This window comes from Paenibacillus sp. P4_E11 (assembly GCF_056401635.1).
The window spans coordinates 16,194-32,786 of sequence record NZ_JBFUIX010000059.1 but is presented as its reverse complement, the minus strand read 5'-3'; the positions used below and the strand labels follow the sequence as shown (position 1 = coordinate 32,786).

Sequence of the window (16,593 nt, the reverse complement as noted above, 5' to 3'; positions counted from 1 at the left end):
GTCGATTAAGAGAATGAAAAAAAAAGAGGATGCCACGATTATGCGGTCTCCTCCGGCTCCATCTCCAGCATGCTCACGTAACGCAGCGGAAAGCGGATATAAAACGTGCTTCCTAGAGCCGACGAACGTTCAAGCCCAATCTCTCCGCGATGAGCGTTCATGATCTCGCGGCAAATCGGCAGTCCCAACCCTGTTCCCGTAACCGCTCCCGTCTTGGCGGCTTGCCCCCGATAGTAGCGCTCGAATATATGCTCCCGTTCCGCCTCTTCGATACCGCAGCCGCTGTCGATAATCCGGATCGTAATCGACTGCGACTTAGCTCCCAACCCATCCATTGCCGCTTCTACTCGAATCGATCCTCCCACGGACGTGAACTTCCGCGCATTCGACAGCAAATTATTAAAAACTTGCTCCACGCGCATCGGATCGGCATAAATAGCCGTGAATCGATCAGACCAATAGGGCTCCGGCATCGGTGACCACGTGAAAGCAATGCCCTGTTCCAAAATGTCTACCTGCACCTTCGCGCACAATCTTGCATATAGAGCAGCAAACGGTACAAGTTCGTAATCGAATTGGATATTTTTATTTTCAAGCCTGGCAATTTCCAGCATATCATCAATCATCCGCTCCATCATCAGCGATTTATCATGGATGACTTGCAAGTAGCGTGGTTCGCCCGCCGGTATCGTGCCTTTCAGCATTAACTGAACATAGCCTTTAATCGCTGTAATCGGCGTATTGAGCTCATGGCTCACTTCGGAATACATATTGCTGCGGATATCGTCAATGCGTGACAGCTTTTCGTTGGCAATCCGCAGCTCGCCATTCAACTTCCCCAGTTCCTTATTCGTCGAACGAAGCTGCGTCATGCGTGTGAGGCGCATTCCCATAATAATCCCGAGACAGATCACAGCCCCGCCGAAGCCAATGAACGTCCAGCCGATCTGGGCAAGCGCGTGATGCGATGTCAACAAAGTTCGCGCCGTAGGAAACAATCCGAATTGCCCGCTTACCGCCCGACCGAGCACCAACCCTACAACAAACAAGGCATTGCCGATCGCGAACACCGTGATTTCCGCATTCCTTCTCCGCTTAAGCGCGCGAAAGAGAACGACCGTCAAAACTAGTAAAAGGCACGTCGATAAATAGTCATAGAAGAGCTGATAGAACAGCAACTGCACTTGTTCGCCGAACAACAGCCACCCCGCGATCGCCGCAAGGGCATAGACCACGACCGCAAAACCGAGATTGCGAATCCATGTGCTGCCTTTCCTGCCGACAATCGCATGTGTGATCAGAATCCCACTCGCATATCCGATATACCAATTGAAATGGATGAGCGATCCCCAGAGCATCAGGGATTCCGGACGGAAGGCAAACTGCCATCCTCCCCATAATACGGTTAAATCTATAGCTAGACTCGCAAAAAATACGGCAAAATAAATAAAGAGCGTTTGGCTGTGGCTGAAAAAATACAATATCAAAGAAACCACGCATAGAAACGTCAACACAATCGCTCCGGCCCACATCGGCGCTTCCGTTCGCAGCAGCTTCAGCGCCAAGGCTGATGAATCTCCCGACCATACTTCGAAGCCTTCCAGATTAAGATGAGGCGAAATAAGAGCAACTAGAGTCTGTCTGCTATCGTCGGTCTCGCTCTCATAAGGAATCATTCTCCAAGAAATAAATCCCGAAGGCAGGAGCTTTTCTGATTGGAAGATAGGCTTGCCGTTCAGAAACAAGGAAATCTCAAAATTTTTGACCATATAAGAATAGACCAGTAGCTGGCCTGATGGATGATCTATTCTCGCCATGGTTGCCCTTAACCACAGTTCGCGACCTGAGTGAGCGCCTTTAGGAACTGAATCCATCGTGGAGAAAGGATCCCATTGTGTAGGCTGTTGTCCCTCCGGGACGTCTCCGAAGTAATAGGAGTCCCATGTAATCTTCGATGCCTGAGCTTTGGTTTCGGACGAACTCGCCTGCACCGGGTTAACCTGAAGAATGAAACCTACGACAAGCAGCACAAGGATCAACCACATGATCTGCAATTTCTTCGCTTGTTTCACGTCCGATCTACTCTCCTTTGGCATTACCCCTGCTTATTCTCTTCAGTTTACCCTGTCCCGTTTCATTAGCATAGATGGATATTAATACTTTATCTAACCCAATTTAAATGTAGATTAAGAATTCTGGGTACCAGAAAACATGCTCGTTCACAAATGAACGAAATGTGCTATTCTGTTCATAGATTTCGCTTGTCGGGAGGAATAGGCATGTCGACCCATCAACTTGAAGTGAAAAATTATGTATATGCCGGGCCACAACCGGGGTTTATTCAACCCGAAGACACGTATAAGGATTATATGCTACTCCTTCACCCATGGCGTCTGATGACGCAATGCTTTCCAGTCGTCGTCGAGACGCCAGATGAGCGGTGCAATCCACAGCATGCCAGCCTCCATCATGACTACCTTGAGCGTCGGATACTTGTCGAAGACGCCTTCGAATATTAAGCTGGCGAGATGCGCCATCATGATCTGTGATCGAGCGGCCCGGTATTCGATATAGCTCGTGACATGTCCTGCTCCTGTCGGCGGGTTGTTAATGCCGATCCCTTCCATGCTGACGTGAATCGTGAATGGCAGATTATGCTTGACGCATGCCTCGTAGATCGGGTGATAAGACCGATGGCCGTACGGCTTTTGCGCACCGTTGGATACAACGACCTGCACCATGCCGGGATGCTCACCGACTCGGTCAATCTCCTTGGCGGACAAGAGCGGGTCCTGCTTCGGGATAAGAATCGAGCCTTTCAACCGGCTGTCTCGATTCAAATACCGGTCGATATAATAGTCATTGTGCGCGGAGCATACGGCTGCCGCGAAATCCGTATCGGTCGCGGCATGAACCTCGTAACCGCCTCCAGTCAAGATGCCGTACTCGATGTTGTACTTGTCCAGATGATGCTCCCGCAAGTAATTCAAGTAATTGTCTTCATGTGTGTCGTTGCGGGGCAGCGTGATGTCCTGCATACTGCCGTTAATGCCGCCGTTCAGAAACATCCCGCCCTGTGCCGGCAAACGCCAGCCGAACGTCGCCACTTGTTCACGGTAGATGCGCGGCATGTACGGCAGCATCTCTTCTCTTGGTGCGCTGGCATGAATATCGGTATCGATGATGGAACGTGTTCCTCGCTGCTTCGGCGTTAATCTTGCAGTTTCGCTATCGCTCATAGTTCGCTCATTCTCCCATCCGTTATCATTCTCTGAATATACCGTCTATAGGGATTATGGCTGCCAGCATCGTGCTTCAGCCTAACCCGAAGTATCGCCCGGCATCACCCTTCGAGGATTAGATTGAGATCTCGCCTTCATCATACAACCGTTATAGTTGAAATAACATACACGGATTTATGATAATATTTTCACTTTTTTGCGTACAGCCTGATGAAATAGGAAAATATATGTAAGCATTTTCAATTGCTTAGGTATAAGATAGTTACTAGTAGACATTGTGTCAGGACCGTATCATTCTCTTAGAAATGTCACTTATTTGCCCGTTTGTTCGACAGCGTTCATCAGCCCTTGCGGACACAAAAAACCTGACCGTAACGTTTGTTCTGCGGTCAGGTTGATGGGGTATTTGTTTTTTTCCAAACTCCCTCTCCCACAACACACCTAAGAGGCTGTCGATTAACTGTAGATAGAAGCAAAAAGGCCGTTCCAAGTGAAAAAGGACCCCTACGCTTTACCCCACAAAGTGAAGACTAGCTCTGGAGATAACGCCGAGTACTTTGCGGGGACCCCGGGTGCTCAAACATCTTGTGTGTACCTTGATTGTATAATGGATTCAATTGTTCGTTGAAAATAAAATCATAAGTTCAAAACAATCATGATACATCATAAAACGATCATAATATATTGTAAAACGATAAATTTTGTGTTAAATTCAAATTGACAATCACTAAGTGAGGTGCATTTTATGGAACGAGGGACAACACTCTTTTTAAAGGCAGCTGTTTTTCTTATTGGAATTTCGATTCTTGCTTTGTGTATATTTGGGTTGCCTAGGATCGCGAAAGAAGCAGCTGACTATTATCCGGCTCATTGGCTATATCCAGTTTTAACAGCTATGTATGTAGCGGCGATCCCGTTTTTCGTTGCCTTGTATCAGGCTTTAAGACTCTTAAGTTATATCGACAAGAACAATGCGTTTTCAGAATTATCTGTAAGTGCCTTAAAGAATATAAAATACTGCGCATGCACAATCAGTATCTTGTATGTGGCCGTCATGCCATTCTTATACCTCTTGGCGGAGGAAGACGACGCCCCAGGGATCATCGTAATCGGATTGGTCATTATTTTTGCTTCCAGTGTGATTGCAGTTTTTGCTGCTGTTCTTCAAAAGCTGCTAAAAAATGCCATAGATATAAAATCAGAAAATGATCTAACGGTCTGAGGTGAAAAACATGGCGATCATAATCAATATTGATGTGATGTTGGCTAAGAGGAAAATGAGCGTAACAGAACTTTCGGAGAGGGTTGGCATAACAATGGCTAACCTTTCCATATTGAAAAATGGAAAGGCAAAAGCGATTCGATTATCAACTTTAGAGGCGATTTGTAAGGCTTTAGCATGTCAGCCTGGTGATATTTTAGAATACAGAAGTGATGAAGACTAGGGGAGGTACAACCATGGACATTAACAAACTGATTATTGAACATATTGCTAACCCCCATGAGCTGGAGAGAATGTTTAGAAGAGACCCCGAAGCTTTTAAAAAGTCATTCTCCTACGCCTGGGAACAAAACCCTGATTCGCAGGTTCTTGCCGTTTGGTATGAAAGATTGCATTTCAAGCAGACAACAAATACAGAAAAAGCTCCCTTGCTTCAGAAAGATTTCTTATTCATGGGCATTTTAGCAATTCTGGCCGGGATTAGCACTAGGATCATTTTGCATTTTACCGGACAGGAAGCCATAGCCCCAATTAACCTTGCTTTTGGGATACTTCCCTTTATCGCGATCTACTTTCTATACAACAATACCCCCAAAAAAAATGTTCTTTACACCCTTGGATCGTTATTCCTAATCTCCGGATTTTATCTTAATATGCTGCCGCTAGAGTTTAAAGACAGTATTATCCTTGTTTATTTACATCTCCCCATTTTCTTATGGGTATTATTAGGGCTTGCATTTACAGGAAATGAATATGGCACCGGCAGCACAAGATTAGCCTATCTTAAATTTAATGGTGAATTCTGCATCCTCTACGCCAGTATGGCCATTAGCGGAATGCTGCTAACCGCCTTAACGATGCAGTTATTTAAGTTTGTCGGCATGGATATATCTGAATTCTATTTTGAAAATGTCGTAGTATTTGGTGCTGCCGCTTTCGCTATTGTGGCTACTTACCTGGTATCAAGGAACCTTAAACTTGCTAAAAATATAGCACCCTATATAGCCAAAATTTTTAGTCCTCTTGTACTGGCAACATTGTTGGTCTATCTAATAACGGTTATTTGGGTCGGAAAAAATCCATTCTTGGACCGCGATTTCCTCTTATCCTTCAACGGAATACTCCTTAGTGTATTGGCCGTCACCATATTCTCCATTACCGAAAGCGGCACAGACGAGAAAAAGAACATTTCTGATTATATAAATTTTGCCCTAATCGTTCTTGCGCTTATTATTGACAGTGTGGCTTTATCCGCCATAGTGTTCAGGCTTTCTTCTTATGGGATTACGCCCAACAGACTGGCCGTTTTAGGCGCAAACATACTGATCTGGGTCAATCTAATTTGGATTATGCTCTCCTATATGCGTTTTCTACAAAACAAAACCGGACCTTCAACGATCCAAGATGCCGTTACTAAGTATTTGCCGGTCTACGGACTTTGGGCAGCTTTCGTTACATTTACTTTTCCTTTCATTTTTAATTAGAACTCGGGTTACTATTGTATGGATATCAACAACTGCCGGGGAGTTTGTAGTGTTCTGGTTGCCGATCCTCTTTACCGTGCTGTTGGTTGTTGTGTTCTCGGTACCGCAAAATTGAAAGAGTTTGGCAGGATTTTCGCCCTCCCCCTAAATGTTTTAGTACGGTCACTCAACTTTCTGATCTGTCAAGCCTACAAGAAGAACCGTTCGGGATGTCGAACGGTTCTTCTTGTTCCTTATATGTAATCGTTCCTCTTTCCCGCAAGTTAACCCGGCATAACTGCGCCGGTAACAAGCAAATAGACGCACAGCACATTAAGTACGAATAGCAGTGGAATTCCAATCGTAAACGTACCGTGCAACGTTTTATGACGCCAATAGCGCATCCCCAGCCATACGCCTGCTGCGCCTCCGATTAAGGCTAGTAGAAACATCCGCTTCTCCGGAATTCGGCGGTCCTTTCGTTTGGCATACTGTTTGTCGACGCCCATAACCGAGAATGCTGCAAAGTTCATGACGATCAAATAAACGATAAGAAATTTCATAATTACTCCTTTATATGGGTGCCGTTTTTGTGGAATAAAAAGTTCCGCTTGTGAAAACCCTAAAATAGATTACTTAAAGGGGGCCCGACATGATGTTCTGGATCGGCATAAGTTTAATTATCTTGATATTGGCTGCTGGGCTTATCTACAGCCTTTACGCGAACAAGCGAGTACAACGGAAAGAATTCGACAGTGATGTTGAGGGTGCAGCTAGGCGGCATCCGATGTTGGCGAATCCAATCCTTATCAGCTACGTGGTGTTTCCGATATTGGTCATTGTAGCCGCTTTGATTATTTTCAGGTATTTTTAATATGAATAGTAAAGGAGCTTCACTTTTGGAGAAAAAAAACTACTATGTCTCGGTCCAAGCCGGGACCGTGCTCGAAAATCAGGGTGACACGGCGTATGAATTTGAAATTCAGGCCACCGCTGAAGAAGTCGAATATCTGCAACAGCTTCTGTCGGAAAAGTGGGAGTTTGAACACGCAACAGTAGTTAGCGCCTATTTACCCGGTATCCCTTATCATCAGGACGATGAGAATGTGGGGTATGACAATTCCTTGAGAAGTATTTACGGTTATATTCATAAGCTGGGGAACGGCGAAGCCAAGCAAACGATTGACTCCATGGGTCTGGAACAACTTGGAACGCCTTATCCTGATCCCGCTTCTGATTCTCGGTACTGAGGCTTTTTCCATGGAACATGCCGATTTCCTAATCGCAGAACAAGGAAGTTGGATTCGCGGAGAGACGTGAAAAGTCCAACTCAGACGATTCATCGGTCTGCTCGAGCAGCTCGAGCGCCAGCTCATGGTACGCCAACGCGTCCGTTTCTCGGTTCATTAGCAGCAGCAGAGCGATCATTTTGGCATGAAGCCGAGTATCGAGTGGCAGCAGTTGAACCCATTTCTTCAGCGGATTCAGGGCTATCTCGTAGCGATGCTGCCTCACATAGGTGTTCGCCATCGCCTCCAGCAGCTCCGTATAACTCAGCTCAATCTCAGCCTGACGTGGTGCCGCCCATCCGTAGCCGCTGCCAGCCAGAAAGCCGTCTCCGTATAATTGAACTGCTCGCAGAACATGCGTCAGGGATGTAGTCTGTTTATATTGCCGATACTGCTTCTCGTATTCGGCGACATCATCGAAGCCAACAGGCCAACGCACACAATAGCTGCCTCCTGCTGTCTTCGATTGTTCGATGCTCTCATTCAGCCCGTAAGCCTCCAGATCCTTCCTCAGCTGATACACAGTGGAATGCAGATTGACCTGCGTCCGTTCCACATCCTGCCCATGCCAGATTTCATCGAGTATTTGGGATTTGCTAACAGGCTTTCCCCCATGATAATGCATGTAGGCCAGCAGTTCCAATCCCTTCGAATTGCGGAATCGAACCGGCTCCCCCTTATTGGGCGTGACAGAGAACGGGCCGAAGCTTCGAATGGCCACTCCTCGATCGAGGGTTCCGTCTGCTACGGCAGGAAGTCTGCTCCGCTTTCTAAAACGGCTGATCGCCCTGGACAAATCTTCATTCGTGACCGGTTTGAGTAAATAATCAATGGCTTCCACTTCGAATGCTTCCAGGGCAAATTCCTCATAAGCCGTTAAGAAGGCGATACGGATTTCTGGCCGGAACGTATGCAGTCGACGTGCTAGCTCCAGTCCGTGAAGGCCCGGCATCTCCATATCGAGCAGCACGAGATCGATTGTCTCCGGCGAGGTCAGTGCATGCTCCAGGAAACTCAGAGCACTATCGAACAATCCACTAACATGCACCTCATCGAACGACTCTAGCAACTTGCCCACTCTTCTAAGAGCGGGCTGTTCATCGTCAACGGCGATCACTCGGATCATATCGTTCCTCCCCTTCTGTCCTAATGGCTAGCGGAACACGCAGCGTAACCTTGATACCGCCCCCTGCTCCACCCTCGATCTCAATTCCCTTCCCATACTGCCGGAGCAAGCGCTGATGAATATTCCTCAGACCAACACCCACCTCTCCATCGACCTCATTCAGGAGGTTCGCCTGGACACTCGCAGGTTCTCCCACTCCGTCATCTTCAACGGAAATCAYAGCAATCGAGGCATCGACGTGAACCGATACCGTTACCGTGCCGCCTGCTTCTTTCTTCGTCACACCATGTCTTACGGCATTTTCTACCAATGGCTGTAACGTTAACGGTGGTAGCAGACAAGCCGCACCTTCATCCACCTCATAACGGGTACATAATCGGGTTCCGAATCGAGCTCGTTCGATCTGCAGATAAGCCTCCGTTAGTTCCAACTCCTTGCGAAGAGGAACGAGCTTGACTTTGTTCCTGAAATCGAAGCTGCCGCGCAAATATCGACTCAGATTCAGCAGCAAATCGTGTGCGGCTTGCGGTTCCTCCAGCGACAGGGTGATGATCGTATTGAGCGCATTATATAGAAAATGCGGCTTGATCTGGGCCTGAAGGAATGCCATCTCCGAGCGGATGGCATCCTCCGCGGAGCGTTTCATCTCCAGCAAGGTACGTGCTCTCGCCCGCAATTCATGAGGCTGGAACGGCTTGGTTAGGAAATCGTTCGCCCCTGCCTCGAAACCGTAGATCAGATCTTCCGGTTCGCTCCTCACCGTCGTCAGCAGAATGGGCAGTTCGGAGAGTGCGTATTGGTTACGTATAATCCGGCAAGTCTCGTAACCCGATAATCCAGGCATCATCACATCCAGTATAACCAGTCCGATCCGAGAGCTGTCAGCATCTAGCAAGTCCAGCGCTTCCTGGCCACTTGCCGCGGTCAGCACTGTATAAGGTTCGTATGCCAATACGGTCTTTAGTACCCTTAGATTCACTGGGTCATCATCGACGGCAAGAATCAGTAGCCCCTGCTTGTCGTTGCTTGCATCTGCAGGAGCGAGCGTTGCCGTTGTCGTCGCACCGACTTCCGACCAGCCTGCCGGCGGGTGCACAGTTGCATAACCGCTGCCGACCGACCGGGTTTCTAACGCTTGGGTGCCGCTTCCTTCGAAGATCGGAATGGAGAACGTAAAGACGGACCCCTTGCCAACCTCTGAGGCCACCGTGAGCCGTCCCCCATGCAGTTCGACCAACCGTCTGGCGATGCCAAGCCCGAGGCCTGTCCCTCCATATTCGTTGGCAATAACCGTACTCGCTTGTTCGAACGATTGAAAGATCGTGTCCAGTTTATTGGCCGGAATGCCAATACCGGTATCAGAGACGGCTATGTGCAGCATACTTCCTGCCGCCCAGGCTGATACGGTGACCTCGCCTGCCGGTGTGTATTTAATGGCATTGCCGATGAGGTTGTACATAATCTGAAGCAGTCGACTCTCATCGGCTATGCCCATCGGAAGCTCCGACGGCCAGTTGAGCTGTAGCGCCACCGGCTTCGCCCCGATATAATGGCGGAATACTTCCTGCTGGGCTGACACGACCGCGCGGATATCGACGGCATGCAACTGCAGTTGAATCCCGCTGTGCTTCAGTCGAGACAAGTCCAGAATATCGTTGATCAAGTTGGACATTCTTCTAGCCACTGCGACGACAACTTCCACCTGCTCCCGCTGAACTTCATTCAGAGGACCTGCCTTCCCTTCGGACAATGCCTGGGACAAATTCAAGATGCCGTGCAGTGGTGTCTTCAACTCATGTGAGGTGTTAGCCAGGAAATCATCCTTTAAGCGATTCATAGCGATCAGTTGATTCGACATCGTTCCGATGGTGCGGTAAGCGTCGGTGAATCGTCTGGCGAGATCCATAGCTTCAATGAATACAAGCAGAATAAAGCCATAAGGGACAAGTTGTACGTCAATCCAAATGATCTGATTATTGCTGTACATAATATCGTGGACAGCAGCCGTAACGAATACAAGCCAACCGAACAGTTGCAATAGCGCACCGCTACGACCTCGCCATAACGCCAGGATGAACCCATAAATGAAGTAAATGAGACTAATGAGTGACACGAGCTTATAATAGTCGATCAAGCGGGTGAACATTTCCGTAGGGAGCAACAGGACCGTCCCTATGAAGCCGAATCCGACCCAGACGAGCAGCTTAATGATCTTACCGTTGAATTCCTTCGGATATAACTCCCGTACGAACAAGGCAGCAACCGTAACACCACCGTAATAGGTTAAGTACTCCAACATGATAAGGAGTCGAATGTCCACATCAGGGAATAGTTCGACCAAATAAATCCCGCCCACAACCCATTGCCGGGCTGCGCCCAATAAACAGCAAATGCCAAAATACAATGTCGAGCGTACCGTTCGCCGCAGCACATAAACGGCTATTTGGTACAAGCCAAGAAGCGCACTGCCGCCGAACACCGCCATGTCGACCATCAATTGACGTTGCTTCTTGTGATGCATATGGAGCTCGTCACCCAACGTCATGCTATACCAGATACCGCCGTTCGGGTAAAGATTGTTAGCGACTTGGACAAGGATGTCGAACTCATCGGCTTGAGGGTCGAAACTAACGGTTTGCGGTGAATAGGCAGAGTGCGTCTCAGACAGCTCCGGTGCGACTGAACCCGCCTCAGCAATGATGCGGCCATCTACGATAATCCTGTAGGCTGGCACAATCGCGGGAATTTGCAAACCGAGCCGACCGATATCCCCTCGTGTAAGTACTTTCAATTGGTAGGTCGCATAACCGCGTCCCGACATCCCATAGCGCGTCCAAACGTCAGGTACTTCCGCGTATAGGTCAGGTTTCATGACATTGTCATTATGTAGATCTTCATTCGTTAGCAGCTTCTGCCAATGGAAAGACCATGCCCCGTTAAGTCGAACCGCTCCGTCGTTGTCCAAGTTCCAATCCCGCAAGTCCAAAACGCCGTCTTTCACCATGGGAACGGCCTTGCTGGTAGACAGTCCTATGACCGACATGGCCAGTGATGCGATTAGGGCAATTACGACTAGCATCGCACCGAACCTGAAACGCCGACTTTGAAGCATGACCATCATTTATCACCATCCGACTATGACCTGAACAAGGGAAAGATTCTAATCCCTATCATAACGTATGGTTGTTTCATTGCGCTAGTAGAGCGAGATGTCGCAGGTATTGAAACCACGATTGCTTGAATTACTTTGAATCATTATTTTTAGGGATTTCAGGGAAATATAAGTCCAACACAACAATACAGGAGGTCAATCATGAATTCGGTATGGAAAAAATGGCTATGTGTCAGCATGTCCGTTGTGCTGGTAGCTACAACCGTTGCAGGTTGTGCAACCAAAAATAAAACGACGCCAGACAATACAAATCAAGCAGGAGGCGGGAAACCTTTTCAAGGCAAAAGCATTTCACTCGTCACTGCCAACCATCCTTGGGGGGAAGCGATCAAGCCATTACTGCCTGAATTCGAGGCGGCGACAGGCATGACGGTTAAGATCGAGAGCTTCTTCGAAGACCAATTGACGCAGAAGCTAACCGTGCAGTTCACATCGGGGTCTGCGACGCCGGATGTGTTCATGTACCGCCCCCTGCAAGAGGGCAAGCTATACTATAAGAACGGCTGGGTGGCACCGCTCGACGACTACAAGAATAAAGACGCCAATTACGATTTCAACGACTTCTCCAAAACCTCAATCGGTTCTACGACCGTGGATGGCAAGCTGGCGGGCATTCCGATTATTACGGAACAGGAAATATTGTACTATCGCAAAGACCTGCTGCAAAAAGCCGGAATCGCCGTGCCGAAAACGATTGACGAACTGGTGGCTGCAGTCAAGAAGCTGCACGATCCTAAAAATGAAATGTACGGGTTTGTAGCACGCGGGCAGCGTTCTCCGCTTATCACACAAGTATCTTCTTTCTTGTTCTCGGAGGGCGGCGATTTCACTTCAGGTAACAAAGCAACAGTCAATACGCCTGAAGCCGTCAAAGCATTCACAACGTACGGAACGTTGCTTCGTGACTATGGCCCTCCAGGGGTGCTCAACATGTCCTGGCCGCAAGCGATCGGTATATTCGCACAAGGGAAGGTTGCATTTTATACAGACGCGAACTCCATCTACGGTAATGCCACCGATCCAACCAAGTCGAAGATCGCCGATCAAGTCGGCTTCGCCGTATTCCCTGCCGGCAAGGCCGGTTCCAAGCCATACAATATTACATCCTGGGGACTGGCGATGAACGCCAAAGCCGCTAATAAAGATGCCGTCTGGGAATTCATCAAGTGGGCGACTAGCAAAGACGTCGTCCTGAAGACGCAGTCAAAAGGAAACCCAGGGGCGCGTGCATCAGTGTGGGATATGCCAGAGGGCAAGCAAGGCTTCCCGGCGGACCTCGTTCCCGTCATTATCGAGAGCTCCAAGGGCGGCGTCGACCATGACCGGCCAGTTGTCATCAGCGTAGGTGAAGCTCGTGACGCCGTAGGTGAAATCGTGCAAAAAGTCATGTCCGGCGAAACGAACATTCAGGCGGTTGCCGACAAAGCGAATGCCGCACTGCAGGACATCATGAACAAGGATGCCAAGTAACACCACTCACTCTGATACGTCAACAGGGTCGTAAGACGTCCCTGTTGACGATCTTTTGCAAAGCGATAACAGTAATCATGAATAGGCAGGTGAATCTTGTTGCAATACAGTTGGTTTGATCGGAATTTGAAATGGATCTATACGCTGCCTGCCGTCTTGTTCGTGCTTCTAATGATGCTGTTCCCGATCATATACACATTGCGTATCAGCTTTTACGAATGGAGCATGTCGGCGACTACGCCACCGCTATTCGTCGGTCTGGACAACTACATCGCTCTGTTCAACGACAGCCGCTTCTGGCATGCTACTCGGTCGACGTTTTACTTTACCTTCGTGGCGCTAATTGTTGAGGTCATTCTCGGCATCGCCATAGCCGTATTACTGTCCAGAGAGTTTCGCGGCAAAAACTTCGTAAAGACTATCTTTCTGCTGCCAATGGTAGCTACACCTGTAGCAATGGGACTTGTGTGGATGCTGATCTATGAACCTACAATCGGGGTGGCTAATCAATTCCTGAAGTCACTCGGTTTCAAGCCGATGTTATGGTTAGCTTCAGAGAGCCAAGTCATCCCATCCCTCATCCTCGTTGATGTGTGGGAATGGACACCAATGATCGCGCTCATTATTATGGCGGGCATGGCTACGCTGCCTTCCGACCCTTACGAAGCTGCTGATGTCGATGGAGCCAGCCCATGGCGCAAGTTCATCTCAATTACGCTGCCCCTTCTCCGTCCTACCATTCTGGTAGCGGCAATGCTGCGGCTAATCGACGTGTTGAAGACGTTCGACATCATCTATGCCACCACACAAGGCGGCCCGAACTTCGCGTCGGAAACGTTGAATTTGTACGGCTATGTGCTCGGTTTCCAATATTTCAAACTCGGGATGGCTTCTTCGCTGCTCGTGTTGTTCTTCATGCTCGTGATGGGACTCACGTTGCTGTTGATCTGGATGCGTAAGCGATTGGAGGTGAGCTAGCGATGAGAAAAAGTCGTCGTTCGAAGTGGATATTAGCACTTGTCACGTGCGTTGTGATGTTGCTATTCGCGTTTCCTTTCATATGGATGCTCCTCGCTTCCTTCAAAACCCAGTCGCAGATCATGTCCACCGGTCAGTTTTTCTCGTTTACGCCGAACATGCACAATTACTCCAGCGTATTCAAGGAATACGACTTCATGCGTTACATCTGGAACAGCTTCATCGTGGCCTTCGGCTCGACCTTCTTCTCCTTGGTTCTCGGACTCCCTGCAGCCTATGCAATCGCGAGACATCATCTGCATAAGCTGGGGCTTGTCATCTTGGTGGCACGGATTATTCCCGGTATCACCTTTCTGATTCCCTGGTTCATCCTGTTCTCCAAGATTAATCTGGTGGATACATACACGGCTTTGATTCTGAGCCATATGCTTGTCGGCTTGCCGTTCATTATATGGATTATGATCTCCTTCTTCGAAGCATTGCCGACCGAGATCGAGGAAGCTGGATTGATTGACGGCTGTACGCATCATCGAGTGTTCCTGCGGATCATAATGCCGATCTCCGGACCTGGGGTCATTACATCGTCACTGTTGTCGTTCATCTTCTCTTGGAACAACTTCATGTTCTCGATCATCCTGGCCGGGGACAAGACGAAGACACTGCCGATTGCTGTATTCAACTTCATGTCCTACTCCGAGATCAATTGGGGAGCCCTCATGGCCGCTGCTTGCATCATTACGCTTCCGGTCCTCATCATCGCCCTGCTTGCGCAACGGTATGTAGTTAGCGGGTTGTCTGCTGGTGCGGTTAAGGGGTAGAGACGTCGATTAACTCGATTACTCCAGGATTCCAAGTGGAAGGGGGCTCGCCTATGCTCAAACATCTTGTTTTAAGTCCAGTCGCGGCGATCCCCTTTCCACTCTCCATCTCTTCAGCAATCGAGTTAATCGCAGTCTCAAGAAGGTAAGTAATTACTACGTTCCTGATTATGGAAGTTGTGCTATCATGATGGTGTGTAAGGTTTGCAGCAGGTTACGTGCCATTCCATCCCAAGGGAGAGTTGAGTTGGATTATGAAGATAACGAAGCTTGAGCTGTTCAAAGTACCGCCGCGTTGGCTGTTCCTGAAAGTGGAAACGGATGAAGGCATTACAGGCTGGGGGGAACCCGTCGTTGAGGGCAAGGCGGACACCGTTCGCGCCGCTGTCGAGGAGATGAGCTCCTACATCATCGGCCAGGATCCGATGCGAATCGAGGATCTGTTCCAGGTGCTATATCGCGGCGGCTTCTATCGAGGCGGGCCGATTCTATCCAGCGCCATCTCGGGCATCGAGCAGGCGTTGTGGGACATTAAGGGCAAGTTCTACAACGCGCCCGTCTACGATCTGCTTGGCGGCGCGTGCCGCGACCGGACGCGCGTGTATTGTTGGATCGGCGGTGACCGGCCGAGCGATGTCGGTGAAGCGGCGCAGCAGCAGGTCGCCGCTGGGTTCACGGCGGTCAAGATGAACGCGACCGAGGAGATGCACTACATCGACTCGCTTAGCAAAGTCGATGCCGCCATAGCCCGCATCGCTGCCGTCCGCGAAGCGGTCGGGCGTGATGTCGGGATTGGCATTGATTTTCATGGCCGTATCCACAAGTCGATGGCCAAGATTCTCGTGAAGGAGCTCGAGCAATATCGCCCGATGTTCATCGAAGAGCCCGTACTCGCCGAGAACAACGAAGCGCTGCGGGAGATTGCTCGCTATACGTCCTGCCCGATCGCTACCGGAGAACGGATGTACACGCGTTGGGGCTTCAAGGACCTGCTCGCCCAAGGCATCGTCGACATTATCCAGCCCGACCTCTCCCATGCCGGCGGCATACTGGAAACGCGCAAAATCGCCGCCATGGCGGAAGCTTACGACATCGCGCTGGCGCCTCACTGTCCGCTTGGGCCAATCGCACTTGCTGCCTGCCTGCAGGTGGACACGTGCTCGCCGAACGCATTCATTCAGGAGCAGAGCCTCGGTATCCACTACAATCAGGGCAGCGACTTGCTGGACTACTTGAAGGATCCTTCCGTATTTGCTTACAAGGACGGATTCGTAGCCAACTTGACCGGTCCGGGTCTTGGCATTGAAGTGAACGAAGAGAAAGTGCGTGAGATGGCGCGGATTGGTCACGATTGGAAGAATCCGTTGTGGCGGCAAGAGGACGGAACGGTAGCTGAGTGGTAGTCAAGTTTTAGTAACACAAGCGGGAGTTAGTCGATATGTCGATTAACTCTTAAATTTACATCAGAGTAATTAGTCGAGTAACTTTTCTTTAGCCTCTCTAACCAATTGTTGCGCTTCCTCCAACCGTGATATCCTGAATAACCGATCGGCCAGATTCTCCAATTGCTCCAATTCTCTTAGGTTGGCAATCTGTACGATCATCGCTTCAGCATCATCCCCGAACTGAGCTTGTAGGAACTTGCTAATAAATTTGCGCGCCTCCTCCGTTTTCCCTTTGATTTTACCTTCAAGTTTACCTTCAAGTTTACCTTTCAGCTCAGCGTCGATTTCCCATTGCGTTTGCAGTTTGGACAAGAGACTTTCTTCTTGACGGTCCAGCATTCGGATTTCCTCCTTTAACCTCATTTTCT

General features: G+C 49.1%; 15 protein-coding genes. 9 read left to right on the top strand and 6 right to left on the bottom strand.

Features of this window, described 5'->3' with window-relative positions; translation table 11 throughout:
• Positions 1–38 precede the first annotated feature (38 nt).
• Together AC1DWB_RS20990 and AC1DWB_RS20985 are read right to left on the bottom strand one after the other, a co-directional pair.
• The gene (locus tag AC1DWB_RS20990; RefSeq protein WP_477543047.1) at positions 39–2,072 is read right to left on the bottom strand and encodes a sensor histidine kinase; all 2,034 of its coding nucleotides are present in this window, start codon (positions 2,070–2,072) and stop codon (positions 39–41) included.
• 300 nt (positions 2,073–2,372) lie between these two features.
• Positions 2,373–3,239 (bottom strand): amidohydrolase family protein, encoded by an 867-nt coding sequence (locus tag AC1DWB_RS20985; protein WP_477543046.1) that lies wholly within the window; start codon positions 3,237–3,239, stop codon positions 2,373–2,375.
• Between the two features lie 748 nt (positions 3,240–3,987).
• Between AC1DWB_RS20985 and AC1DWB_RS20980 the strand changes: the two genes are divergently transcribed.
• Genes AC1DWB_RS20980 through AC1DWB_RS20970 form a run of 3 tightly spaced genes read left to right on the top strand, consistent with a single transcriptional unit; the run spans position 3,988 to position 5,948 of the window.
• Positions 3,988–4,464: a DUF2975 domain-containing protein gene (locus AC1DWB_RS20980; protein WP_477543045.1), complete on the top strand. Its 477-nt coding sequence runs from the start codon at positions 3,988–3,990 to the stop codon at positions 4,462–4,464.
• A 10-nt stretch (positions 4,465–4,474) separates the two neighbouring features.
• Entirely contained in the window at positions 4,475–4,687 is a 213-nt protein-coding gene (locus AC1DWB_RS20975) for a helix-turn-helix domain-containing protein (RefSeq protein WP_477543044.1), read from the top strand.
• A gap of 13 nt (positions 4,688–4,700) precedes the next feature.
• Complete coding sequence (locus AC1DWB_RS20970) at positions 4,701–5,948, top strand: DUF4153 domain-containing protein (RefSeq protein WP_477543043.1); 1,248 nt, start codon at positions 4,701–4,703, stop codon at positions 5,946–5,948.
• A gap of 263 nt (positions 5,949–6,211) precedes the next feature.
• Here AC1DWB_RS20970 and AC1DWB_RS20965 read toward each other — a convergent pair whose 3' ends face one another.
• Positions 6,212–6,490: a DUF1294 domain-containing protein gene (locus AC1DWB_RS20965; protein WP_477543042.1), complete on the bottom strand. Its 279-nt coding sequence runs from the start codon at positions 6,488–6,490 to the stop codon at positions 6,212–6,214.
• Positions 6,491–6,579: 89 nt separating this feature from the next.
• Between AC1DWB_RS20965 and AC1DWB_RS20960 the strand changes: the two genes are divergently transcribed.
• Both AC1DWB_RS20960 and AC1DWB_RS20955 read left to right on the top strand, forming a co-directional pair.
• Positions 6,580–6,801: a hypothetical protein gene (locus AC1DWB_RS20960; protein ID WP_477543041.1), complete on the top strand. Its 222-nt coding sequence runs from the start codon at positions 6,580–6,582 to the stop codon at positions 6,799–6,801.
• A 25-nt stretch (positions 6,802–6,826) separates the two neighbouring features.
• Entirely contained in the window at positions 6,827–7,177 is a 351-nt protein-coding gene (locus AC1DWB_RS20955) for a hypothetical protein (RefSeq protein ID WP_477543040.1), read from the top strand.
• 28 nt (positions 7,178–7,205) lie between these two features.
• Here AC1DWB_RS20955 and AC1DWB_RS20950 read toward each other — a convergent pair whose 3' ends face one another.
• Together AC1DWB_RS20950 and AC1DWB_RS20945 are read right to left on the bottom strand one after the other, a co-directional pair.
• Entirely contained in the window at positions 7,206–8,342 is a 1,137-nt protein-coding gene (locus tag AC1DWB_RS20950) for a response regulator (RefSeq protein WP_477543039.1), read from the bottom strand.
• The gene (locus tag AC1DWB_RS20945) at positions 8,320–11,463 is read right to left on the bottom strand and encodes a hybrid sensor histidine kinase/response regulator (RefSeq protein WP_477543038.1); all 3,144 of its coding nucleotides are present in this window, start codon (positions 11,461–11,463) and stop codon (positions 8,320–8,322) included. Before AC1DWB_RS20945 ends, AC1DWB_RS20950 begins: the two co-directional genes overlap by 23 nt.
• A gap of 192 nt (positions 11,464–11,655) precedes the next feature.
• On the opposite strand from AC1DWB_RS20945, the gene AC1DWB_RS20940 reads away from it, so the two are divergent.
• From AC1DWB_RS20940 to dgoD, 4 genes are all read left to right on the top strand, one after another.
• On the top strand, positions 11,656–12,984 hold the full coding sequence (locus tag AC1DWB_RS20940) for an ABC transporter substrate-binding protein (RefSeq protein ID WP_477543037.1): 1,329 nt from the start codon (positions 11,656–11,658) through the stop codon (positions 12,982–12,984).
• A gap of 99 nt (positions 12,985–13,083) precedes the next feature.
• The gene (locus tag AC1DWB_RS20935) at positions 13,084–13,962 is read left to right on the top strand and encodes a carbohydrate ABC transporter permease (protein WP_477543036.1); all 879 of its coding nucleotides are present in this window, start codon (positions 13,084–13,086) and stop codon (positions 13,960–13,962) included.
• 2 nt (positions 13,963–13,964) lie between these two features.
• Positions 13,965–14,780 (top strand): carbohydrate ABC transporter permease, encoded by an 816-nt coding sequence (locus AC1DWB_RS20930; protein ID WP_477543035.1) that lies wholly within the window; start codon positions 13,965–13,967, stop codon positions 14,778–14,780.
• Between the two features lie 254 nt (positions 14,781–15,034).
• On the top strand, positions 15,035–16,183 hold the full coding sequence (dgoD, locus tag AC1DWB_RS20925) for a galactonate dehydratase (RefSeq protein ID WP_477543034.1): 1,149 nt from the start codon (positions 15,035–15,037) through the stop codon (positions 16,181–16,183).
• A 69-nt stretch (positions 16,184–16,252) separates the two neighbouring features.
• Here dgoD and AC1DWB_RS20920 read toward each other — a convergent pair whose 3' ends face one another.
• Positions 16,253–16,564: a DUF4351 domain-containing protein gene (locus AC1DWB_RS20920; RefSeq protein ID WP_477543033.1), complete on the bottom strand. Its 312-nt coding sequence runs from the start codon at positions 16,562–16,564 to the stop codon at positions 16,253–16,255.
• Positions 16,565–16,593: the final 29 nt, after the last annotated feature.